Source organism: Psychrobacter sp. UBA2769, from assembly GCF_002352555.1.
In the GTDB taxonomy this organism is placed as follows: Bacteria; Pseudomonadota; Gammaproteobacteria; order Pseudomonadales; family Moraxellaceae; genus Psychrobacter; species Psychrobacter maritimus.
Genome location: NZ_DEIR01000009.1, coordinates 1 through 23918 on the forward strand (window position 1 = coordinate 1; position 23918 = coordinate 23918).

General features: G+C 44.0%; 20 protein-coding genes. 2 read left to right on the forward strand and 18 right to left on the reverse strand.

What is annotated here, in order from left to right; genetic code table 11:
* Positions 1-55: 55 nt before the first annotated feature.
* From B3Q63_RS03115 to B3Q63_RS03175, 13 genes are all read right to left on the reverse strand, one after another.
* Positions 56-1417 carry an MFS transporter gene (locus B3Q63_RS03115; RefSeq protein ID WP_296173667.1) on the reverse strand — a complete coding sequence of 454 codons (1362 nt, stop codon included), beginning with the start codon at positions 1415-1417 and terminating at the stop codon, positions 56-58.
* A gap of 422 nt (positions 1418-1839) precedes the next feature.
* Positions 1840-2619: a 3-oxoadipate enol-lactonase gene (gene pcaD, locus B3Q63_RS03120; protein WP_296173670.1), complete on the reverse strand. Its 780-nt coding sequence runs from the start codon at positions 2617-2619 to the stop codon at positions 1840-1842.
* A gap of 54 nt (positions 2620-2673) precedes the next feature.
* Positions 2674-3912 (reverse strand): 3-oxoadipyl-CoA thiolase, encoded by a 1239-nt coding sequence (gene pcaF / locus B3Q63_RS03125; RefSeq protein WP_296173792.1) that lies wholly within the window; start codon positions 3910-3912, stop codon positions 2674-2676.
* A 17-nt stretch (positions 3913-3929) separates the two neighbouring features.
* Positions 3930-4595 (reverse strand): 3-oxoacid CoA-transferase subunit B, encoded by a 666-nt coding sequence (locus tag B3Q63_RS03130; protein ID WP_286797643.1) that lies wholly within the window; start codon positions 4593-4595, stop codon positions 3930-3932.
* 26 nt (positions 4596-4621) lie between these two features.
* Positions 4622-5314 carry a 3-oxoacid CoA-transferase subunit A gene (locus tag B3Q63_RS03135; protein ID WP_296173676.1) on the reverse strand — a complete coding sequence of 231 codons (693 nt, stop codon included), beginning with the start codon at positions 5312-5314 and terminating at the stop codon, positions 4622-4624.
* Positions 5315-5425: 111 nt separating this feature from the next.
* Positions 5426-6655: a benzoate/H(+) symporter BenE gene (gene benE / locus B3Q63_RS03140; RefSeq protein ID WP_296173679.1), complete on the reverse strand. Its 1230-nt coding sequence runs from the start codon at positions 6653-6655 to the stop codon at positions 5426-5428.
* A gap of 75 nt (positions 6656-6730) precedes the next feature.
* The gene (locus B3Q63_RS03145) at positions 6731-7510 is read right to left on the reverse strand and encodes a 1,6-dihydroxycyclohexa-2,4-diene-1-carboxylate dehydrogenase (RefSeq protein ID WP_144296328.1); all 780 of its coding nucleotides are present in this window, start codon (positions 7508-7510) and stop codon (positions 6731-6733) included.
* 59 nt (positions 7511-7569) lie between these two features.
* Positions 7570-8586 carry a benzoate 1,2-dioxygenase electron transfer component BenC gene (gene benC / locus B3Q63_RS03150; RefSeq protein ID WP_011513598.1) on the reverse strand — a complete coding sequence of 339 codons (1017 nt, stop codon included), beginning with the start codon at positions 8584-8586 and terminating at the stop codon, positions 7570-7572.
* Positions 8587-8651: 65 nt separating this feature from the next.
* Positions 8652-9149 (reverse strand): benzoate 1,2-dioxygenase small subunit, encoded by a 498-nt coding sequence (gene benB / locus B3Q63_RS03155; protein WP_020443471.1) that lies wholly within the window; start codon positions 9147-9149, stop codon positions 8652-8654.
* Positions 9150-9211: 62 nt separating this feature from the next.
* Positions 9212-10597 (reverse strand): benzoate 1,2-dioxygenase large subunit, encoded by a 1386-nt coding sequence (gene benA, locus B3Q63_RS03160; protein WP_296173691.1) that lies wholly within the window; start codon positions 10595-10597, stop codon positions 9212-9214.
* 128 nt (positions 10598-10725) lie between these two features.
* Positions 10726-11649 carry a catechol 1,2-dioxygenase gene (gene catA, locus B3Q63_RS03165; RefSeq protein ID WP_149408309.1) on the reverse strand — a complete coding sequence of 308 codons (924 nt, stop codon included), beginning with the start codon at positions 11647-11649 and terminating at the stop codon, positions 10726-10728.
* 99 nt (positions 11650-11748) lie between these two features.
* Entirely contained in the window at positions 11749-12039 is a 291-nt protein-coding gene (gene catC, locus B3Q63_RS03170; RefSeq protein WP_011513602.1) for a muconolactone Delta-isomerase, read from the reverse strand.
* Between the two features lie 42 nt (positions 12040-12081).
* Positions 12082-13254: a muconate/chloromuconate family cycloisomerase gene (locus B3Q63_RS03175; RefSeq protein WP_296173699.1), complete on the reverse strand. Its 1173-nt coding sequence runs from the start codon at positions 13252-13254 to the stop codon at positions 12082-12084.
* A gap of 187 nt (positions 13255-13441) precedes the next feature.
* Between B3Q63_RS03175 and B3Q63_RS03180 the strand changes: the two genes are divergently transcribed.
* Both B3Q63_RS03180 and B3Q63_RS03185 read left to right on the forward strand, forming a co-directional pair.
* Positions 13442-14359, forward strand: a complete 918-nt coding sequence (locus B3Q63_RS03180) for a LysR family transcriptional regulator (protein WP_296173701.1) — start codon at positions 13442-13444, stop codon at positions 14357-14359.
* A gap of 53 nt (positions 14360-14412) precedes the next feature.
* On the forward strand, positions 14413-15480 hold the full coding sequence (locus tag B3Q63_RS03185; RefSeq protein ID WP_296173703.1) for a maleylacetate reductase: 1068 nt from the start codon (positions 14413-14415) through the stop codon (positions 15478-15480).
* Positions 15481-15721: 241 nt separating this feature from the next.
* On the opposite strand, the gene ppc is transcribed toward B3Q63_RS03185, so the two are convergent.
* The 5 genes from ppc to B3Q63_RS03210 form a co-directional block, all read right to left on the reverse strand.
* Positions 15722-18496: a phosphoenolpyruvate carboxylase gene (ppc, locus tag B3Q63_RS03190; protein WP_296173705.1), complete on the reverse strand. Its 2775-nt coding sequence runs from the start codon at positions 18494-18496 to the stop codon at positions 15722-15724.
* 89 nt (positions 18497-18585) lie between these two features.
* Positions 18586-20034: an alanine/glycine:cation symporter family protein gene (locus tag B3Q63_RS03195; protein ID WP_296173706.1), complete on the reverse strand. Its 1449-nt coding sequence runs from the start codon at positions 20032-20034 to the stop codon at positions 18586-18588.
* Between the two features lie 60 nt (positions 20035-20094).
* A complete protein-coding gene (locus B3Q63_RS03200; RefSeq protein ID WP_201624511.1) occupies positions 20095-21579 on the reverse strand; it encodes an aldehyde dehydrogenase in 1485 nt (494 codons plus the stop codon).
* A gap of 53 nt (positions 21580-21632) precedes the next feature.
* Positions 21633-22496: a 4-hydroxy-tetrahydrodipicolinate synthase gene (gene dapA, locus B3Q63_RS03205; protein WP_296173709.1), complete on the reverse strand. Its 864-nt coding sequence runs from the start codon at positions 22494-22496 to the stop codon at positions 21633-21635.
* Positions 22497-22592: 96 nt separating this feature from the next.
* On the reverse strand, positions 22593-23840 hold the full coding sequence (locus B3Q63_RS03210; protein ID WP_296173711.1) for an NAD(P)/FAD-dependent oxidoreductase: 1248 nt from the start codon (positions 23838-23840) through the stop codon (positions 22593-22595).
* Positions 23841-23918 lie beyond the last annotated feature (78 nt).

Consider the following 23918-nt stretch of genomic DNA (forward strand, 5'->3'; position numbering starts at 1 on the left):
TGGCTTATCCCGAACTGGGGTTACTTAAGAAAGATTCTTGACCCTCATATTTGACTTAGGCGGCCGATGTATCTAACTGCACTGGTTGTACTCGACTCTTTTTACCATCAACCGCAGCATTTAAGTTAACAAGGAAAATCGCAACAGCGGCAATAACACCGGGGATGGCGATAAATAAGAAGTTCGTTTGATGGCTTAGCTCAAGTGTCAGTAACGCTCCAGTCAAGATAGGACCTACGATAGCGCCAATGCGGCCGATACCTGATGCCCAGCCCATAGCCGTCGTACGTACAGCAGTCGGGTAGTATTGAGCGACAAAGGTGTAGAGCAGTATCTGTGAGCCAATAGTGGTTGCACCTGCAATGGCAATCAGAGTATATAGCACCACCTGAGGGCTATTGTAGCCAAGCAGTATCAACGACACCGCACCTAAAGCAAACATAACGGTCAAAACAGGTTTCAGGTGGAATCTATCAGCCAGTACACCGCCACCAATAGCACCGACCATACCGCCGATATTGAGTGCAAATAAGAACAGCATACTAGCACCTAGCGAGTAACCTGCCTGAATCATAAGCTTTGGTAACCAGCTGGCGAGAGCATATACCATCAACAAGCACATAAAGAAGGCTACCCAAAACATAATGGTGGTAAAACCTCTGTTTTTTAGGAATAACGCTTTGATAGGAGCGTCATCGCCTTTGGTTGGTTCATCTAATATTAAGTTGGTTGAAGCCGTGATGGTCTCTTGTGGTGCAAGTTTGCGGACGATTTTTTTGGCTTCATCATGTCTTTTTTCTTTGACCAAATACATTAAGGACTCAGGAAGCATTTTCCAGATAATTGGCAATAGCAGGGTAGGTATTCCTGCAATATAAAACATAATCTCCCAACCGTAATCTACCACCAAAAACGAGCCTAATAATGCTGATGCCATTCCGCCTATCGCGTAACCACTAAACATAATAGCGACCAGAGTACTACGGATACGTTTTGGCGCATACTCAGAGGTCAGCGCTACACAGATGGGCATCACGCCGCCGATACCAAGACCAGCAATGAAGCGTAAAGTAGCAAACTGCATCGGACCATTAGCAAAAGCACCGAAAAAGGTAAAGCTACTGAATAGACCGACGCAGATCATGATGGTCTTTTTTCGACCGATTTTATCAGACAAAGTACCAAAAATCATGGCACCAAACATCATGCCAAAGAGTGCTGCGCTAGCAAGAAAGCCTGCTTGTACCGCGGTCAATGACCACTCCTCCAAGAGTAACGGTAGAGCCACGCCATAAATAATAAGATCATAACCATCAAAGATAATGATCAGTAGACACCAAAACAGTACCTTCCAATGAAAAGGAGCAAATTTGGCTTCATCAATAACTTTATTGATGTTTAAGGTTGGTGATTCCATTCGTATTTCTCCATGGGTAATATCCTTATAAGTGTCTAACAAGTTATTGTTTTCTAATGATCAAGTCAAAAACTATCTAAGTATTAGTTTATACCTAGAAGGTATGGCGTTTTTATTAACAGATGGGAGTGTAAGAGTGTATAGATAGCTTTGATAAAAGAAGCAGAAAATGAAAAAGAGATTTTCTTTAAGCAAACGCCTTAATAACCAATCAGGCTACGGATATCCGTTATATTTCTTTTTTATGAGAAAAATATGTGCTTATTATTAATAGCTAATATCTATTAAAAGATAGGTAAAAAAAGATTGCTCATATATCTAAAAGATATATGAGCAATCTAAATGTGAACAATAGCCGTCATACAAACACCGCCAACATTGCAAATGGCAGTGAGTGTAGTTGGACAAAGGCTATAGCACTATTAGTGTTTCAAATACTGTCGCACAAGCTGATTAAATGCTTCAGGTTGTTCAATATTTGAGATATGCGAGGCATCGATGATGGCGAGCGTAGCGTTAGGGATGTGATCGACCATATACTGACCATCGGCAATCGTTGTCACTGGATCTTCAGCGCCTGCAAGCACTGTGACAGGCACGCGGATGCTCTTTAACTGCTCGCGAGTATCAGCGACAGATAATGCCTCGCAGCAGCTGGCATAACCCTCGCTACTGCCAGCTGCGAGAGCGTCAGATAATGCTTTAACTACATCAGGATAATTATCGATAAAACTTGCTGTGAACCAACGCGAAGCAGCGGTAGCGGCGATAGATTTTAGTCCTTGCTCACGTACCAATTGCGCGCGATCTACCCAAGCCGCTTCATTACCAATCTTTGCGGCGGTATTGCATAGCATCAAGTGGTGAAAGCGTTCAGGATGATTGATAGCTAACCATTGACCAGTCATGCCGCCCATAGAGATGCCACAAAAAAATGCTTTATCAATATTTAAATGATCAAGAAAATCAATCACATCTTGTCCAAGCTGATCCAAACTATAAGGACCTTTTGGTGCGGAAGACTTACCATGGCCACGGGTGTCGTAGCAGATAATAAAATAATCGTTTTGTAAGGCATCGATTTGCGGCTGCCACATATGATAGCTGGTACCTAAAGAGTTGGATAATAGTAGAGCAGGATTGCTGCTATCACCAAAAGTGGCATAGTTTAGGGCAATTTCTTGGTTATTAAATATGGGCATACTAAGCATCCTTATTTAGGATTAAAATGTTGAAGGCATATGTAGGGATGAGTATCACGCTTGATAATTAACCCGCTCAATAATCATTGCGATACCTTGTCCAACACCAATACACATCGAGCAGATGGCATAACGCTTATCAGTTTTCTCAAGTTGATTAAGTGCTGTTAAAATCAAACGTGCTCCTGAGGCGCCGAGTGGGTGACCAAGGGCAATGGCACCGCCATTAGGGTTGACGCGCGCGCTATCATCAGATAACCCTAAGTCACGCGTACAGGCGAGAGCTTGGGCGGCAAAGGCTTCGTTTAATTCAATGACATCCATCTCATCGATTGACAGTCCCGTTTGCTTAAGCAGCTTTTTCATCGCTGGTGCTGGAGCAAAGCCCATAATACGTGGCTCAATGCCTACCGTAGTTGAGGCCACAATACGTGCACGCGGCTTTAGATTAAACTTTTTAACCGCTTGCTCTGATGCCACTAAAAAAGCCGCTGCGCCATCATTGATACCTGACGCATTGCCAGCCGTCACGGTGCCCTCTGCGGTGACAATAGGGCGCAGTTTGGTCAACTTCTCAAGCGTGGTATCAGTACGAGGGTGCTCATCAGTATCGACGATAACAGGCTCGCCTTTACGTTGCGGGATGCTGACTGGAGTAATCTCATCTTTGAAAAACCCTGCCTCTTGCGCCACTGCGGTACGTTGTTGACTACGTAATGCAAATGCATCTTGGTCAGCACGATTGATATTGAATTGCTCTGCGACATTTTCAGCAGTTTGCGGCATGGTCTCCGTGCCATATAGCTCATCAAGCTTTGGATTGATAAAGCGCCAGCCCATCGTGGTATCTTCGAGCTTTTGACTACGACCAAACGCTTGATCTGACTTACCCATTACCAATGGCGCACGGCTCATGCTCTCAACGCCACCTGCAATAATAAGGTTGGCTTCACCCGCTTTAATCGCACGCGCCGCTATCGCTAACGCATCCATTGACGAGCCGCATAAGCGATTCACGGTAGTGGCAGGCACTTGATAAGGTAGGCCAGCTAGTAACGACGACATACGTCCGACGTTGCGGTTGTCTTCACCGCTCTGATTAGCACAGCCGTAGATGACGTCATCTACTTGTACCCAATCGACATTGGCATTACGTTCCATTAACGCCTTGATAGGGATAGCCCCTAAATCATCGGCACGTACTGGTGCTAGACCGCCGCCGTAGCGACCAAAAGGGGTGCGAATGGCATCGATAATATAAGCATTATTTAAACCAGTGGTTGAAACAGTCATCATCCTTGTCCTTTTTATTATTTTGAATTGGTAGCGTCAATTAATGTCGCACCAGTCAATGCTTGTAAGTCCGCAAAGCTTAAGCCATCGACCATTTCAGTGACGGCTAAACCTTTATCAGTGACATCAATGACACATAAGTCAGTATAAATGCGATCAACACAGTTTTTGCCAGTCACAGGGTAGGTAAGCTTGCTAACGATTTTAGGGTCGCCAGTTTTGGTGGTGTGATTGGTCATCACAAAGACTTTTTTGGCACCGACGGCTAAGTCCATAGCGCCGCCAACCGCAGGTATTGCATCTGGCGCACCCGTGCTCCAGTTGGCTAAATCGCCATTGGCAGCCACTTGAAACGCGCCTAGTACACAGATATCGATATGACCACCGCGCATCATGGCAAAAGAGTCACCATGATGAAAGAAGCTGCCGCCATCGAGCATGGTGACGTACTCTTTTCCGGCATTAATCAGCTCGGGATCTTCTTCACCTTTAGCAGGTGGTGGTCCAAAAGCTAGTAAACCGTTTTCTGAATGCAAAAAGACATCTTTATCATCCGGTAAGTATTGCGCAATTTTGGTTGGTAGTCCGATGCCTAAATTGACATAGGCACCATCTGGAATATCTTGTGCAGCGCGCTCGGCGATTTGATCGCGGGTCAAAACAGTGTAGGAAGTATGGCTCATGATGACGCTCCTTATAGTTGGCAGTATTAAGCGGTGGCTGTAGTTGCTGTGCTAGCAGGCTGAATTTGCACCACATGCTGCACAAAAATACCCGGTGTAATAATGTGTTCAGGATCAAGCGCGCCAAGCTCAACCGTTTCAGAGACTTGGGCGATAGTAATATCAGCCGCCATAGCCATGATAGGACCAAAGTTACGGGCAGACTTGCGGTACACCAAGTTGCCCCAACGATCGCCTCTAGAAGCTTTAATTAAAGCAAAATCAGCCTTAATGGGATATTCAAGAACATAGTCTTTACCATCGATTTCTCGAGTCTCTTTACCTTCTGCGAGTAAAGTACCAAAGCCTGTGGGCGTATATACCGCACCGAGTCCCATACCTGCTGCTTGAATACGGCACGCCAAATTCCCTTGTGGTACTAGCTCCAGCTCAATTTTGCCAGCATGATAAAGCTCATCAAATACCCAAGAATCCGATTGACGCGGGAAAGAGCAAATGATTTTACGCACAGCACCTGTTTTTAAGAGCTTGGCAAGGCCGTGATCGCCATTACCGGCATTATTATTAATGATGACCAAATCCTTTACGCCTAAATTAATCAGGCCATCAATGAGTTCAGCCGGTTGACCCGCTGTGCCAAAGCCACCAATCATGATGGTGGCGCCATCTTTGATTTGACTGAGTACGTCAGTGATATTTTTATCTGCTTTGTTAATCATGTTTATATCCTATAAAAAGTCATATGAGGTAGTGTCTTTAAGATTGATAAGCGGTGTACAGGTTGAGTCATTGCTCTGGCACTACTTAATTTTTTCGTAAGAGACTTGCTCTTAATTGGCTTCATTATTAGAGGTCGTTAATGAGATAGATGATGTTGGTAGTAGGCGTTTTTTGGTCAGAATATAGTGAGCAATCATGCCGATAACAATGCCCCAAAACACAGAGCTTAATCCCAAAAAGCTCATACCCGATGCTGTCGCCAAAAAGGTAATTAACGCTGCATCTCTTTGCTCATCATTTTTCATAGCAATGGTGATATTGGCAGAAATGGCACCGATTAATGCAAGGCCGGCCAGTGCCGCGACAAGCTCTTTTGGAAGCAAGCTAAATACCATCACGATACTGCCAGCAAATAAACCGCCAAATAAATAGAAGATGCCATTAGCGACACCTGCGATATAGCGCTTTTCCTTAAGTTCATGCGCATCTTTGCCAGTACAAAGCGCGGCTGTGATAGCGGCAAGTACGATAGTGATACCACCAACACATGCAACTGCTAACGAGGCGAGGCTTGTAACACTCACAATAGGCTTGGCTGGCGTGTCGTAACCGCTAAGATTTAAAATAGCCATACCGGGTAAAAACTGGCCAGTTAAGCTCACAAGGATGAGTGGTATAGCGAGGTTAAACGTTGAGTTCCACGACCATTCAGGGGCAATAAAAGTAGGTATGGTAACGGCTAAATCGAAATGGACAGGGTTCATTTTGCCAAGTAAGACGCTTAAGATAACACCGCATATCAATACCCAGATCATTGTATAGCGCGGCGAAAAGCGTTTGGCTAATAAGTAGCAACCGAGCATGCTAAAGACGATAAATGGCATGCTATCAGTGGCTTTAAATAATTCTAAGCCGAACTGAAATAGAATCCCTGCCATCATGCCAGCGGCAATACCGTTAGGAATCCATTTTAATATTTTGTCGAAGTAACCTGTCGCTCCAACAATAAATATGACAATCGCCGAGATGATATAACCGGCAATAGCTTCATTAATACTCATCTGTGGAAATAGGGTGACTAGTAAAGCGGTACCAGGGGCGGACCATGCTGTAATAACCGGTGTTTTATATTTAATAGATAAATAAATACCAGGAATGGCAGCACCGATGGAGACACCCCAAATCCAAGATGCCATCATGGCATCTGAGACTTGTGCAGCTTGTGCGGCCTGAAAAAAAATAATCAAAGGACCCGCATAAGAAATAAGAACCGCTAAGAACCCTGCAACCGATGCGGAGAGCGACCAGTCGTTTTTTAAGGTTTGGATTACAGAGGCCATATTGCTTCCTTGCAAATTAGCATTCGTTACGGGGTTGCAAATTAAGATGCATGCTACTAATTGGCAGATTTATTATTAGCCTTCGTCGCCACCGCCCACAGGAATGGTACTACCAGTAATATAAGAAGACTCATCGGATGCTAAAAACAAGATGGCATTGACTTGCTCATCAATCGTGCCGTAGCGTTTCATAAAGGTGCGATCAATGGTCTGATCAACCACCGCATTCATCCATGATTTTTCATCATCAGTTAATGGTTTGGCGTTACGTGGAATCTTTCTGGGTGGCGCTTCAGTACCGCCAGTTGCCACAGCATTCACACGGATACCATCGTTTGCATACTCAAAAGCGAGCGATGCGGTCATGGCGTTCACGCCGCCTTTCGCTGTCGAATAGGGTATGCGGTTGATACCGCGAGTAGCGATAGAGGACACATTAACAATAGTGCCTGATTGCTGTTTGACCATGGTTGGTAAAACAGCATGACAACACCATAATGTTGGAAATAATGAGCGGCTGATTTCCTTTTGGATTTCTGCTTCAGAGAAGCTGGTAAAAGGTTTCATCCATATTGCGCCGCCGACATTGTTGACCAATATGTCGATACGCCCATAGCTATCAAGTGCCTTATCAATAGCCTCTTTAGCACCTTGATGGGTTTCAAGGTCAGCTTGAATGGTAATTGCCTCTCCACCATCAGCGATAATTTCAGCCAGCACCTCTTCTACTAATGGAGAAAAGTCTGCCATGACGATTTTTCCGCCCTCACTTGCCAAACGTAAAGCGACTCCGCGTCCGATGCCTTGGGCGGCACCAGTAACGATACATACTTTATTATCAAATCTTTTACTCATGACAGTCTCCTAAAAATCTTGCTCATGCTTTGCTAGTAGAGTAATACGGCTAGGCTACGTTATTGTTCACTGGGCGTGAATTTTTCATAGTAAAAATTACTCGGTTTTAGATTGCTGCTGTCTAACCAGTTACTCACCGCATCCACCATCCCTAACGGACCACACAAGTAGACATCGACGTCACCATCGTTCAGCCACTCATTATCAACATGACCGGTAACATAGCCTTTACGCTCATGCTGGCTGTCTTCAGTGGCGACACAGGTGCGGTAGTCAAACCAAGGGTGGTTTTGTTTGACTTCTTCTAGTTTCTCAACTTCTATAAGATCAAAGTCGTTGGTGACGCCGTAGACCATCCTGACAGGATGATGAGCACCAGACACCTCTAAACTTTTTAGCATCGATAAAAAAGGCGCGATACCGGTACCACCTGCTAGAAATAGAGTTGGGCGAATTAGAGGGCGCAGGTAAAAGCTACCAAATGGACCCTCAAAATTAATCTCTTGACCTATAGTCGCAGTATCAGATAAAAAGGTGCTCATTTTACCGTTAGGAATATTGCGGACGACAAATTCGGCCTGATTGGCACTAGGTATAGAGCTAAATGAATAGGAGCGTGTCTCGTTAGAGTCAGGAATACTGACATTGACATACTGGCCTGGCAAAAATACTAGTGCATCTGGATTGTCGACTTCGACGCCAAAGTGAATGGTAGATTCTGACAGCACATTCAGCTGCTGTAGTTTGCCTTTGAATACAGACTTGCCGACTTTGCAGGCTTCAGAGGAGGTTGGTACTTTGATCACGCAGTCGCTTTCTGGAATCATCTGACAGGTGAGTACATAACCTTCAGCAGCTTCAGCTTCTGTCAGTGCATCTTCGATATACATATCAGGGTGCATGTCGTAGCTGCCAGATTCACAATGGCAACGGCAAGTACCGCAAGCACCATCTAGGCAATCCACAGGGATATTAAATTTTTGACGATAAGCGGCTTCGGCGACGGTTTCGTCGGCTTCACATTTGATGAAGCCTGTGACGCCGTCTTCGAACTGTAGAGCAATATTATATTCCATGAGAAATATCCCTTTTCAACACGTATTAATTAAAAGCTAGTGGCTAAATAATGAGTGAATAATGATTAGACGTGATAGACGTCCATGATTTGATGCACATAGTCATCTTTTAAGACCACATACTTATCCAAAATTTTTGGTTGGTCTTGAGTCATGTCTATTTTGTACTGAGAGTAACCCCAATAGGTATTGGTCTCGTGATAGCGAAAGGACTTGTTGATCCAGTTGAAACGCACCGTCACAATACCGTCATTGTCTTCGAGTAGTTCAATATTCGATAAGTTGTGCGTGGTACGCGTATCAGGTATGGTCGCTGATGAGCGCTCAGTCTCGATGCGGAAGATACGATCTTCAAGACCACGGCGATCCGGATAATAAATCAGCGAGATTTCTCGTTGTGGGTCGCTGATGAGCTGACCATCATCATCCCAACTTGGCATCCAGAAAGGGCAGTCTTCATCGTAATAAGTGAGCCATTCTTCCCATTTTTTCTCATCCAATAAACGCGCTTCACGGTATAGAAACTGTCTAATGTCTTCAATGTTAACAGTTGCATTTTTCATGATTGATATCCTTATTTTTTTGTCAGTTCTACAATAAATAGCAGAGTAATAATAAAAATGTATTAGTCGCTATTAGCACCGTGTAGCTGCTGCTCTTGCTCTAGAGCTTTTTTCATCTCTTCATGCCAGTAGCGATGTTGGACGGTATATAGCCCTTCATCTTCAGTCTTAACACCACTCATCAAAGGTTTAAGGTCAATAGCGGCAGCGCCTTCATCTGCACCTTGAATCCAATGCTCAGAGCCTCGGCACATATCATTCCATTCAAGCTTGATACCGTTATAACCTTCTTGACACGAGCGGAACTCTTCTAAGTCATCAGGTGTTGCCATACCAGTAACGTTAAAGAAATCTTCATACTGACGAATACGGCGTGCACGTGCCTCATCGCTTTCGCCTTTTGGTGCGATACACCAGATACTGACTTCAGTTTTGTCAACCGCGATAGGGCGGAGCATGCGAATTTGTGAGCTGAACTGATCCATGATGTAGACGTTTGGATATAGGCATAAATTACGTGAGCGCCCAATCATCCAGTCCGCCATGGCTTCACCGTAGCTGGCGACATAGTCATCGCGATAAGCATAGTTTGGACGGTCTTGTGGGTTTTCCCATTGTGTCCATAACAGCATGTGACCGTTTTCAAAAGAATAAAACCCACCGCCTTGTCGACCCCATTTGCCAGCGTTCATGGCTTTGATATTGTCTTCTTTGACAGCTTCAGTTTCTTTACGGCGCGCAGTTGTCGCAGCGTAGTTCCAATGGACGGCTGATACGTGATAGCCGTCGGCACCGTTTTCAGCTTGCAGTTTCCAGTTACCATCAAAGGTATAGGTTGAGGTGCCGCGTAACACTTCTAGACCTTCTGGCGACTGATTGACAATCATGTCAAGAATTTTGGTAGAGCCGCCAAGCCAGTCTTCGATTGACTGAACATCATCATTTAAGCTGGCAAAGATAAAGCCTTTATAATTGGCCATCTTCACTTGTTTTAGGTCGTGTGAGCCTTCTTTATTGAAGCATTCTGGATAACCTGCATGTCTTGGATCTTTAACTTTAAGCAGCTTACCTGAGTTGTTAAAGGTCCAACCATGAAATGGGCAGGTGTAAGTGGCTTTATTGCCTTTTTTATGTCGGCAGAGCTGTGCACCACGATGTGAGCATGAGTTAATCATGCAATGCAGCTCGCCTTCTTTATTGCGGGCAAGAATAACAGGCTGACGACCAATGTATGAGGTGTAGTAGTCGTTGTTATCAGGAACTTGAGACTCATGAGCCAAATACACCCAATTGTTTTCAAAGATGTACTTCATCTCAAGCTCGAACAACTCTTCGTTAGTGAAGGCGCTACGATGCAGGCGATAAATCCCTTTTTCACTGTTCTCTTCTAAAAAATCATCAATAGTGATGTCTGATCCTTCAGGTACTAGATTGATACGCTCGCTCATGGCTGCCTTCCTTGTATAATGACGGTATAAAATGAGATTAGAAGCTAACGTTTGATACGACAACTGAGGACATATCAAACGTAAGTCGCTAATAGTTATTAATTAATGCTATTTAATATGAGTGCTCATTAACCTTGAGCACGGCGGCGTTCTACTTCGCTGCCTTGTATAGCTTGGTCAATGTCTTTTACTAAATGAAAGTCAAAGTCGATACTTGCGTAAGGCTTATCAAGCGCTTTTTCTTTTAGCTTGTCCGCATCTTCGACCATCGTTACCTCTGGTACCAAGCCTTCGCGGCTTGCAAAAGCAAAGTCATCCCACAGATACTCATCACCATCGATGTTAATCTGCGTGGTCAGTTTGCGATGACCATCAGCACTGGCAAAGAAATGAATGTGAGCTGGGCGATGACCATGACGTCCTAGAGCGCCCAATACTTTTTGCGTCATTCCTTCTGGTGGTACCGAGTAACCTAGCGGCACGATGCTGCGGAATGCATAATTTCCGTTTTCATCGGTAATGATGCTACGACGTAAGTTGAAATGAGACTGTGATTCATCAAAGAAAGAGTAGTTACCTAAGCTGTTGGCATGCCACACTTCAACTTTTGCATTTGGAAGAGGCTTTCCATCTTCACCATAAACAGTGCCTTGCATAAATAGCACGGTGCCATTGTCAAGGTCAGTGCCATCATCTAGACGCGCGAAGCCTTTTTCTTCTGGCGCACCAGCGACATAGAGTGGACCTTCAATAGTACGCACAGTACCACCGTCAAGACCGGCTGCTTTTAAATCCTCTTCAATCATTAAATCCATGAAGTGATCGAAACCCAAGCCTGGTGATAATAAACCAGCTTCTTTGCCCAAATCACCGATAAACTCAACGCCAGACCAATATTCATCTGCAGTGATTTTTAAGTCGTTAATGGTTTGCATAAGGTCGGTCACGATACGCAAGACAATCTCTTGTACGCGTGGATTGACTTGCTCAGGGAAGTCGATTTTGCCTTTGATGAACTGAGTGGCTAATGCTTCAATTTGGCTGCGTTCCATGTCTCTCTCCTTGTTGAGGACTGTTTTATTAAGGGGTAATTACAGTGAGTATTCTTACTCAGTTTTTATAGGTTCTGATATCAGCTGTACTGGCTTGCTTTAGCTGTCATCACTACGAACAGATGATGGATGACGTAACAATGGTGTCACTTCAACCTTCATGTACGGATAGAGCGGTAATGACATCATAATGTCGTGTAGCTCTTCATTACTCTCAACATCAAAGATACTGAAGTTAGAGTACTGACCGGCTATGCGCCAAATATGACGCCATTTACCTTGCTCTTGGAGCTTTTGTGATAATGCTTTTTCGGTGGCTTTAAGCTCGTTGACCTTGTCGGCATCCATATCTGTTGGGATTAAGACATCCATTCTGACGTGGTATAACATAATTATTTCCTTATATTTGATGACGGGTAACTTTGTTAGCTGTTACAGCATTTCAGTTTGAGCATTAGTGGCAAATTGCGGCTTCGATGATTTAAGTGAATTATTGATTGCTTGTTTGGCGTAGTGATAGACTTTATCGCTATCTACTTCGATGCCAAGACCTGCGCCCGTAGGTACATTTAAACCAAAATCTTGATAATCAAGAGGCTGTACTAAAACGTCTTCGGTTAATAGTAAAGGACCAAAAAGTTCTGTATCGAAATTTAAACTGGGATAGGTTGAGAATACATGGGCGGATGCGGCTGTACCGATAGGACCTTCAAGCATAGTGCCACCATAGAGCTCGATACCTGCTAGATGTGCCATTTGTCCGATTAAGCATGCTGCTTTTAATCCGCCTGCTTGATTGATTTTCACGGCAAAGACGTCAGCACAATGATCTGCAGCTAAGGTAAAAGCATTCTGAGGATCTTGGACAATTTCATCCGCCATAATGGCCACATCGAAATGTTCGGTTAAGCGTTTTAGGGCGGCTTTATTGCGCATTGAGACAGGTTGTTCTATTAAATCAACGCCGCCAGCTTGCAATAGGTTAATACCTTGCATTGCTTCAAGCTCTGTCCATGCTTGGTTAACATCAACTGTAATGCGGCAATCAGGCAGCGCTTTTTTGATAGCCAATACGTGGGCAACATCATCAATAATCGGATTGCTACCGATTTTTAATTTAAAAATACGATGGCGCTTTTGCTCAATCATGCGCTTAGCTTCGGCGATATCGGTCGCTGTATTGCCGCTGGCAAGCGTCCATGCCACTTCGATACGGTCACGAACACGACCACCAATCAGCTCACTTACTGGTAGGTTTAGGCGTTTACCTTCGATATCGAGTAGGGCAGTTTCAATCGCGCACTTTGCAAAGCGGTTGCCATTGATATGAAGACTTAGCAGCTGCATGGCTTTTGCTGTGCTAGTAGGCTGTTCTTTTAATAACAGAGGCGTAAAGTAGGTGTCGATATTAGTCTTGATGCTATGAGGGCTTTCTTCTGCGTAGCTTAGACCGCCAATGGTGGTTGCTTCACCCCAACCTTCATAGCCATCTTCTGTTTGAATGTGCACCAACACCAAAACTTGTTCGTTCATAACGGTACAAGCGAGCTTATGAGCTCTTATAGTAGGTATCGGTACCAATAAAGTATTAATTGAACGAATCATAACAGTCCCTATTAAGTTAATGCTGCTTCCTTATGCTTAATAAGAACTATAGTTGCTGTATAACGACATGTCTAAGACCCATTTAGTCTATTATTAATACCTTTTAGGTATTTTGATAACCAACCCGCACCATGTTATGTTCTTTAGGTATCGATAAGCTTATAGATCACTCAAGGAATAACATTCAATGGAATTGAGACATTTACGCTACTTTGTAGCGGTGGCAGAGGAAAAAAGTTTTAATAAGGCAGCAGAGCGTTTGTTTATTTCACAACCACCACTGAGCCGTCAGATAAAACAATTAGAAGAAGAGATAGGCGTCACGCTCATTGATAGGGACAATCGCCCTTTAAAACTTACTGAAGCTGGCGAATTTTTTTATGATCATGCTCTACAGATAATAAAAAAATCAGATGATCTGCGTGCTATGACTTTTCGTAAGGGTAATTTTGACAACTCACTCTCTATAGGTTTTGTATCGTCGATATTATATGGCATATTGCCAAAAGTGATTGCGCGCTTCAGAGAGGTCTATCCAAATATAGAAATTAAGTTATATGAGTTAAACTCTTGGCAGCAAACACAAAGCTTGGTAGAGGGTAAAATAGATGTTGGTTATGGAAGGTTATTATTCGAGGATGCTTCTATTAGGCGATTATTATTAAGAGAAGAGAGCTTAGTCGTTGCTGTTCCTGTTAAACATCGTTTGGCACAAGAGAAGCAAAAGAGCATTCGTTTAATGGATTTAACCAATGAAAACTTATTGTTATATCCGATGGCACCTCGTCCTAGTTTTATTGACTATGTCTTAGAGTTGTTTGAGGCACGCAATCTAAAAGCAAACTATTTTACTGAGGTACGTGAGCTGCATATTGCTTTAGGGTTGGTAGCAGCAGGCGAGGGCTTGACTATCGTACCAAAAACGCTTGAGCATCTGCGGAGTCAGGAAGTGACTTATATTCCTTTCGAGGACGGGCTTTTAACCTCGCCTATCGTCATGAGTGTGAGACACTTTGACAAATCAGAGCTATTAAAAATATTGTTGGAGGTGACTTATCAGATTTATGATGAAGAAGGGTTTGATTATAAACGTGAGCAAATTTGAGAGACCCTGCACTCATTAAGAATCCTAATATGAACTCATAAAAGGATAGTTTTATGCAAGAATTTCATTATAAAGCCTTACCAGTTGACGTTCATTTTGGCGTGGGAAAGTCAGCTGAAACCAAAGATATATTACTTCAACATGGTTATCATAAGGTATTAGTGATTACGACACCTGGTCAAGAAGAAGCGGGTCGTAAATTGGCAAAAGAACTACAAGAAATCTGTGTAGGCGTGTATCCGCATGCTGTCATGCATGTGCCAGTTGACGTGGCGAATAAAGCAGTAGAATTTGCCAAAGAGAGTGATATTGATTGTTGTCTAGCTTTGGGCGGCGGCTCTACAATTGGACTTGCAAAAATAATTGCTTTAAAAACACATTTACCTATCGTTGCCATACCGACTACCTATGCCGGTAGCGAGATGACAGCCATTTATGGTTTGACCAAAAACAATCTAAAAACCACTGGCAAAGACAGTTATGTCCTACCTAAGGTAGTGATTTATGATCCGAAGTTAAACCAAGCATTACCCGCTAAAATCTCAGCTTGCTCAGGTATGAATGCTATGGCGCACGCTGTAGAAGCGTTATATGCTGAGGACAAAAACCCAATCATCAGCCTGATGGCGATTGAATCTATCAAAGCATTAAAGTCTTCCTTGCCTGTGCTTGTCAAAGAGCTCACCAATATTTCAGCCCGCCAAAAAGCAAGCTATGGTGCATGGCTTGCGGGTATTTGTCTTGGTTCGGTTGGTATGGCCATTCACCATAAAATCTGCCATACCCTAGGTGGCACTTTTAACCTACCGCATGCGCAAGCACATGCCATTACGCTTGCGTATTCAGTACACTACAATCGTAACGCTGATATTGAAGCGATGGATAGACTGGCAGAGGCTTTGGACGTCAGCAGCCGTGAAGAAGTTGGCTTGGCAATTTACCGTCTAAACCAGTCTCTAGGTATTGAATTGGCACTAAAAGATATTGGTTTACCTGAAGAGGGCCCCGCTGATGTGGCAAGGATGGTGTGTGACAGCCCTTATTATAATCCTCGTGAATACAATTACGATGAATTAGAAGGCTTATTACAAAGAGCTTATAAAGGTTTACCGCCTGCTTAAGTATCATTATAAATCTGTAGATTTCAAGGTTGAACTACCTCAAAATTATCAGAGAGTAAATATTAAACAAGCAGGTTGCTGTGACAATATTATTCGCTAACAAATTGCCAAGTCCACTAACAACCAAATGAACTGCACTTGTATAAAGTACGACATCTCGCTGACAACGACTTTGCTGAGCTGTACACATAAGTAATTACCCATGCATACTCTCTCAGCAATTATTCAACCACGTCAGTCATTAACCCGTATTGCGTAGACCCGCTGCCAAAGCATTGATACTACGTATTAATGGATCTTCAACAGCAAGATCATCGTCATTATCTGTAGCGTCTTTTTGTCTGGCACGTTTCAACAACTCAATTTGGATGTAATTAATCGGATCTAAATAAGCATTTCGCCATTGCAGTGACGCGGCAAGGCTTTGCTGATGCGCCAATAACGATGTCTGGTTAAGCAAAGAGTTCAAACCTGAGAAGGTTAGATGATGCTCATCGATTACCGCTTGCATAATCTTTTCACGTAATCCCTTATCTTCACATAACTGACTATAAGCCTGAGCAATGCTCATCTCAGATTTGGTAAACGCCATTTCAATATTACTAATAAATACGTTAAAAAATGGCCAGCAACTGTTCATCTCCCTCATTAAAGCTTCGTCTTCTTTAACGCTATGAAGAGCACTACCTACGCCATACCAAGCTGGTAGGGTAAAGCGTGCTAAAGACCAACCAAATACCCAAGGAATCGCCCGCAAGGTTGTTTTACTTGGCAGGCCTTTATTACGGTGCGCTGGGCGTGAGCCGATATTTAATAAAGAGATTTCTTGTACTGGCGTCACTTGTGAATAGAATTGATAAAACCCTTCGGTATGGTCAGTAAGCGTACGATAACTTTGTTCACCCGCATCGGCTAGACGCGCAAAGAGTGCTTCATAATTTGGTAGTTCAGGCGGTTGCACCACAAATCTTGTTGAGCACGCTTTAAGGGTACCAGTGATGCCCATGGTGAGCTCAAATACAGCGGTATCGGTGTTGGCATATTTGGCATAAAGGACTTCGCCCTGCTCGGTGACTTTAATTTCTCCATGCAGTGTCCCTGCGGGCTGAGCGGCAATTGCATTATGCGTTGAGCCACCGCCACGACTGACAGAACCGCCGCGCCCATGAAACAGGCGTGTTTTGATACCATATTCAGCAGCGATACGGTTAATGGTTTGCTGCGCGCTATAAAGCTGCCATGCAGACGTAATAATACCGCCATCTTTCGATGAATCTGAATAACCTAGCATGATTTCTTGGGTATTATCTGAGTGCGCAAGCAACCCTCGATATAGCGGATTGTCCAACACGGAAGGTAAGATCTTATCGATATTTTTAAGATCTTCGATGGTTTCAAACAAGGGTGCGACGGGTAAGTCAGCAGACAGCTGACCTGCATCATCAACCCTGCACAAGCCTGCAAAACGCATCAGTAGTAAGACTTCTAGTAATTGACTGGCATTGTTGGTCATCGAAATCACATAACTGCCGAAAGTATCTTGCCCGACCAGCTTACGTAATGTTGCCACAGAGTTCATTAAAGCCAATTGTTCACGGGTTTTATCAGTCAAGTTATCGGTATAAATGAGCGGTGTACCAGGCTTTGCAAGTAAACGCGTCAACCACTCTTGGCGCTCGGTTTCACCCAGCGTTTGATAGTCTGGTAAGTTCGAGGCATTGGCAAAAATATCAGCGATCACTTCACTATGATAAGACGACTCTTGGCGAATATCGAGCGCTGCTAGATGAAAGCCGCAAGTTTTGACCAGACGAATCGTATCGAGCAATAAACCCTCGCCATGTGCTTTGTCATGAGTATTGACACTTTTTCGAATGATGCGTAAATCTTCTAACAACTCTTGCGGGTTGGCGTAAGCATCGTGTGCGGCGTCGAGGTCTGTACCTTTACTTTGAATGTGGCGATTGGTCGCTTTTATTTTGGCAAGAATAATCGACAACAATCTGCGGTACGGCTCATTGTTGTAATCGTCAGGATTATAATAAAATACTTTTTGATCGAGGTTGGCATACTCCTTTATACGAGCATAAACGTCTGGTGCAATATTGATAATCGTATCGCTGTGAATGAGTTCACGGCGCAGTTTTTTTAGCAGTACTTGATAATGACGCAGCACGGTATCGGCATGCATCAATACCGCCATTTCTGTGGTGTCATGAGTGACAAAGGGATTGCCATCTCTATCACCACCGATCCATGAGCCGAAGCTCATGAAAGCAGGTAATGGGTAGTCTGTTAGCTCTGGATAGATGTCAACAATGGCGTCTTTAATATTACGGTAAACCTTAGGGATGGCATTAAACAAACTGGCATTGAAATAATGCAGACCATTATTTATCTCGTCATAGACTAAAGGCTTACGCGTACGCACTTCATCCGATGACCATAATAAATCAATCGTCTGCGCCGTTTTTTCTTTCGCTTGCTGGTAGGCAAAGCTGCCTTCTGCAAGATTGTTTAAGGCATCACTGTGCGTAAACAGACTCTGCAATAGGTTCATGGTCGTACGGCGGCGCGCTTCAGTCGGATGGGCGGTAAAGACAGGAATGAATTTCAGCTGCTCAATCAGTTCTTGCATCTGAGTAGGTTCAATATTGCGCTCACGACATTCAAGCAAGGTGCGGCGAAACGAGCCTTCCCAGCTTTGATCGGATTGCATACGCAAGGCATGACGCTGCTCGCGTAAGTAATTTTCCTCACTTAGATTTGCTAAAAAGAAATAGATAGAAAAGCTACGGATGACGTTTTTTAAGGTTCGATTATCTAACGAGGCGATGAAGTCGATGAGTTGTTGTTTGTTCGTGTCGTTAGGCGCGCGGCGTTGTTGGATAAAACCTTTACGCAGAGTTTCAATCGTATTAAGTGTTTCTTCGCCCGTCTGGCGAGAAATCGCATCTCCTAGGAATGAGCCTAATAAGCTGATGCGTTCACGTAATACGTCATTATTTATAGTCATCCTTAACCTTCTCGTTAAATTAGTGGGTAAATAGTCGTGCTAGGCTAATTTATATCGCAGTCTATTGTTTAAAACAATAGGTAAGAACGTTACTTATGACCATGTTCATCACTGTAGCCTATCCAGAAGTCTGCATTATCTACGCCAGCCTTTCTAGGATCAAAGATAGGATTAACCCCTAACTTCATCTGCGCATCGTAGTCTTTGAGCACCTTTAATGCAGTTTTACTGAGGAGTAAAATGGCGATAAAGTTTAGGTAACACATACTGCCAAAGCCAATATCACCTAGCGCCCACATCATACCGACAGATTGCACACTGCCTGAAAAGCAAACAATTAAAAAAATCAGTTTTAGTAAGTGCTTAAGAATGGGGTAGCGCAACTTGTTATCCAAATAAACCAAAGTAGTTTCGGCGATATAGTAGTAGGCAATTAAACACGTGAATGCGAATAGGAAAATAGCAATAGCGACAAATCCACTACCGTATTGGCTAAAAACAGTAGATACCGCTGCTTGTGTAAATGCAGTGCCGGCCTCAATGCCAGGCATATTCTCGACCAGCGCCACCCCTTCTGGGGTAGTTACGTTATACATTCCGGTTGATAGAATCATCAAAGCGGTAGCGGTACAAACGAGTACGGTATCAATGTAGATAGAAAAGCTCTGTACCAATCCTTGCTTAGCAGGGTGAGAAACTTCTGCTGCGGCTGAGCTAAAAGTAGCTTCTCCAGCCCCTGCGACATTAGAGAATACAGCGCGACGTACGCCCCATGAGATAGCAGTGCCGACCATGCCGCCGAATACAGCATCCATACCAAAGGCGCTTTTGAAGATGAGCGCAAACATAGAAGGGATATTGTGAGCATTAAAGGCCAATACAATTACCATCATAACAATGTAGCCAATGGCCATTACGGGAACTACTTTGCCAGCGAAACTAGCGATACGTTTTACGCCACCAAATATGATGATGGCTAGCAGTATGACAATTATGATACCAGTCACAAATGGAGGGATGTTAAATGCAGTGTTAAAAGAATCCGCGATAGTATTTGCCTGAACCCCAGGCACTAACACACCATAAGAGAGACAAGTCACGACAGCAACGACGATAGCAAAAGGCTTTAACTTGAGACCTTTTTCAATATAAAACGGCGAACCGCCTCGATATTGGTCGTCTACCTTATGCTTATAAACCTGTGCCAAAGTGGATTCAATAAAGGCACTGGCGCCGCCTAAAACTCCCATGACAATCATCCAAAATACCGCCCCAGGGCCTCCAGCTGCTATAGCCGTTGCGACCCCAGCAATGTTACCGACACCGATACGTCCGGATAGGGCCATACAGAAAGCCTGAAACGAGCTAACCCCTGCTGATGAGGTTTGTTTATCGAATAACAGTTTGATCATCTCTTTAAAATAGCGAATCTGCACAGCGCGGGTCATGATAGTAAAATAGATACCGACGCCTAGTGCAAGATATACCAGCGCGTCGCTCCAAATATACCCGACGATGGTATTAATGATGTTTTCCATAACTTTACTTCCTTGTAATGTTTTTGGCTACGCTGACATTAGTTCTTGGGACGTCCTTGCTTAATTTACCAACCAAATAGTTTTAGTTTGAGTGTATTGAGATAGTGCCTCAAGGCCATTGTCACGCCCACCGAAGCCCGACTGTTTATAACCACCAAAAGGCGTCGTAATATCCCCTTCAGAGAAGCCATTAATCGAGACGGTACCTGCTTTTATAGCGGCTGCGACACGGAAAGCACGGTGGATGTTTTGAGTATAAAAAGACGCAGCTAGGCCATAGCTACTTTGATTAGCAAGCGTGATGGCTTCTTCTTCAGTCTCAAAGCTGGTGATAGCGAGAATTGGACCAAATACTTCTTCCTTGAACAAGGTCATGTCTGCGCTGACATTATCAAAAATGGTCGGTTCGATATACCAACCACTGCCAACTTCCTCATGAATACGCCCGCCTGCAATTAAATCAGCACCTTCGGCTTTAGCAGTATCAAGATAGGTAACTACCTTATCGAAATGTGCCTTTTCGATCATAGGACCAATAGCGACTTCGGGGTCATAGGGAAGGCCTACTTTCCATGATTTGAGCCCTTCTTGTAGCAGGCCCAGCAAAGCTTTCTTTTGGCTAGAGTGCACTATTAATCGTGAGCCACAGCTGCAGTTTTCGCTCATATTCCAAAAAGCCGCTGACAAAATATGCTCAACGGTTTGCTCATTGATGAGGGCATCGGCAAACACCACTTGTGGACTCTTACCACCACACTCTAAGACCACTTCTTTTAGGTTGCTTTGCGCAGAATATTGCAGAAATAATCGACCGACTTCGGTAGAGCCGGTGAAGGAAATCATATCGACATCCATGTGCTGCCCGAGTGCCGCGCCGACTTCTTCACCAAGGCCGCAAATCAGCTGTAAGGCCGCTTTTGGTACACCGGCTTCATACGCTAATTGCGTCAAGCGATAAGCTGATAGTGACGTTAGTTCGGCAGGCTTAACAATCACTGAATTTCCGGTTATTAGCGCTGGCGCGACCTTCCAAGCGTACATTTGTGCAGGGAAGTTCCAAGGTAATACTGCGCCAACCACTCCAATTGGTTCTTGTACGATAAGCCCTAGTGCATCAGATCCAGTAGGTGCGACCTTACCAAATACTTTATCAGCAGTTTCGGCGTACCATTCAAAGGTTTCGATCGTAGCGGGTAGATCGGTGTTGAGGCATTCTGTGATTGGCTTGCCTGCATCGACACAATCTAAGGCTGCAAGCTCATCAATGTTTTCATGCATTAACTGGCACCAGCGCTGCATTACAACTTTGCGCTCTGCAGGCGACATCCGACGCCATTCTCCATTATCAAAAGCATTACGAGCTGCAATCACCGCAAGGTCAACATCCTGATGATTGCCTTTAGCAATACTACCGATACAGTTATTGTCGATAGGACTATGGTTAGGCAGTGTAGCGTCTGAGACCTGCTCAGCGGCTATAAGATGGCCTGCCCAAAGCTGTTGTTTTTTTGAGAGTTCGAATACTTGCGCTGTGGTCATACTCATTAGACTGTCCTTTTATATAAAGTGGTATTGTCGATACGAAGATAGCTTAACGACTATGACAATAGCGTTAAGAACGTTTGGGTATCTTCATCTGACATGGGAGTCAATGGTATACGTACAGATCCGACATCGATGGTACCGTTGATGCATCCGGCTTTAGCTTTTTGATTATAGTTGCCAGACTCCATAGAATGGATCGCAGGATACATGTGAGTCATCAGCTCTTTAGCACGATTCCAATCGTTTTGTTGTGTCGCTTTAAATAGAGCAACCTGTTCACCAGGGAAAACGTTAGCCGCACCTGCGATCCAACTTTTTGCACCCCAAAAGAAGAAGTCAACCGGTTGATCATCACAACCACAAACTACTTCGAAATTGTCAAATTTTGCTTGTAGCATGCGCAGCGCATGGCTGAAATCGCCACTACTTTCTTTAATGCCTGCGATATTTGGGTGTTTGGCTAGATGAGCGACCGTTTCAAATTCAATGCTCACACCTACGCGCGCGGGAAAGTTGTACATAATGATAGGCAGGTCTGTCGCATTAGCGACTTTTTCGAAATGAGCGATGATGCCTTTTTGATCTGGAAGGCTATAAGGATTGGCTGATAGCATTAAACCATCGTAGCCCAGCGTTTTTGCTTGATGTGCCAGCTCAATGGAATGATTAGTCGAAAGGCTGTTAATACCAGCGATTAAAGTGACTTTCCCCTTGGCAGTATCAGCAATAGTACTCAGGACGAGCTCGCGCTCTTCAGGTGAAAAAGTATAGTATTCGCCAGTGGTACCACAGGCTACGATACCAGTGACGCCTTTTTCTATAAAGACATTGACTAGTTTGATTAGAGTTTGCGTGTCAATATCACCATTGGCATCAAAAGGAGTAACGATAGGGACTAAAACACCATGAATGTTCATATAAATATCCTTATTTAATGATAAAAGTCGTTAGTAGGCAGCATGCCAATAGCGACAGTGAAGATTCTATGAATGATCATAGAAGTAAGGTCTTAATTATTTAAAACGATTTAAACGATAAGAAGCGGGGTCTATAATAGGAGTTTCATCGAAATATAAAGCTGTGATCATCTCGGCACTGACGACGGCTTGGGTTAATCCTAAGTGTTGGTGGCCAAAATTTAAAAGGACGGAACCGCACTTGTCGATAATGGGCAGCGAGTCGGCGGTCGAGGGTCTAAAACCCATCCACTGCGTGCCATTTTCACTATCGAGCGGGGTTTTTAGCATTGCTTGTGCTTGTTTGAGCAACATTTGCGCTCGGATCATATTTGCCGGAGCCTCGAGCCCTGCATATTCTACTGTGCCTGCTAAGCGTAATCCTGTGTCCATGGGTGTCATTATAAATCGACGATCCATACTCGAAACGGGTAGGTTTAAGCGTGTGGTCTCGTTAGGGAGCATGAAGTGATAACCACGTTCCGTATCGAGAGGGACTGAGACGCCCGTTAACTGTTTGGCTAAAGCTTTAGAATGCGCGCCTGCCGCTAGCATGACTTTTTTGGCATTAATTTGTTGGTTGGCCGTCGTTAAAGTGAAGCCATCGGCTGTCACTTTCGCACCCAAAACACGGCAGTTTTCAAAGACTTGACCACCAAGCTCTCTGAATGTATCACTTAGTTTTTGAGCAATGGCTTGTAGATTAGTGATATGCCCGGTCTCTGGGAAAAACAAAGCACCCAGCTGGTTATCTTTTAACTCAGGCTCAAGATTTAAGAGCGCTGTTTGAGAGAGCAGTTCGTTAGGCACCCCAATATCGTTAAGGCGCTTACCATGCGCTTTTAATTCGTACAGGCTAGTGTTCTTTTCGACCGTTAATAAAGACCCTTTCACCTTAATCCATGATGTTAGTTGCCATTTGTCGGCGAAATTCCGCCAAGCTTGTAGGCTTTGAGTATTGAGAGCTAATAGGGCTTGATGGCTATGAGCAAAAGGTTCTGGGCGCATATTTAGTAGCAGCTTAAAAGCCCATGGCATTAAGCGTGGTAGGTAGCGCCAGTCTATGCGTAGCGGTCCTTCAGGGTTTAATAACATGGCTGGTACATGCTGCAATATATTGGCATCAGCAATAGGAAAGACCTGCTCGGTGGCAATATGACCGGCATTACCATAAGAGGCCCCGCAAGCGACGTTATCAGCTTCTAGGATGGCAACTTGCACTCCACGAGCTTGCAGAGTTACAGCAGCGCATAAGCCAATGATACCGCCACCGATAATATGTAAATCAAACTCTTGATTGCCCATGCTGCTCTCACTTCCTTGTGATTATTAATATGATGCGTCTTGATCGATCTAATACTGCTTTTAGTCCCTACTTAAAAA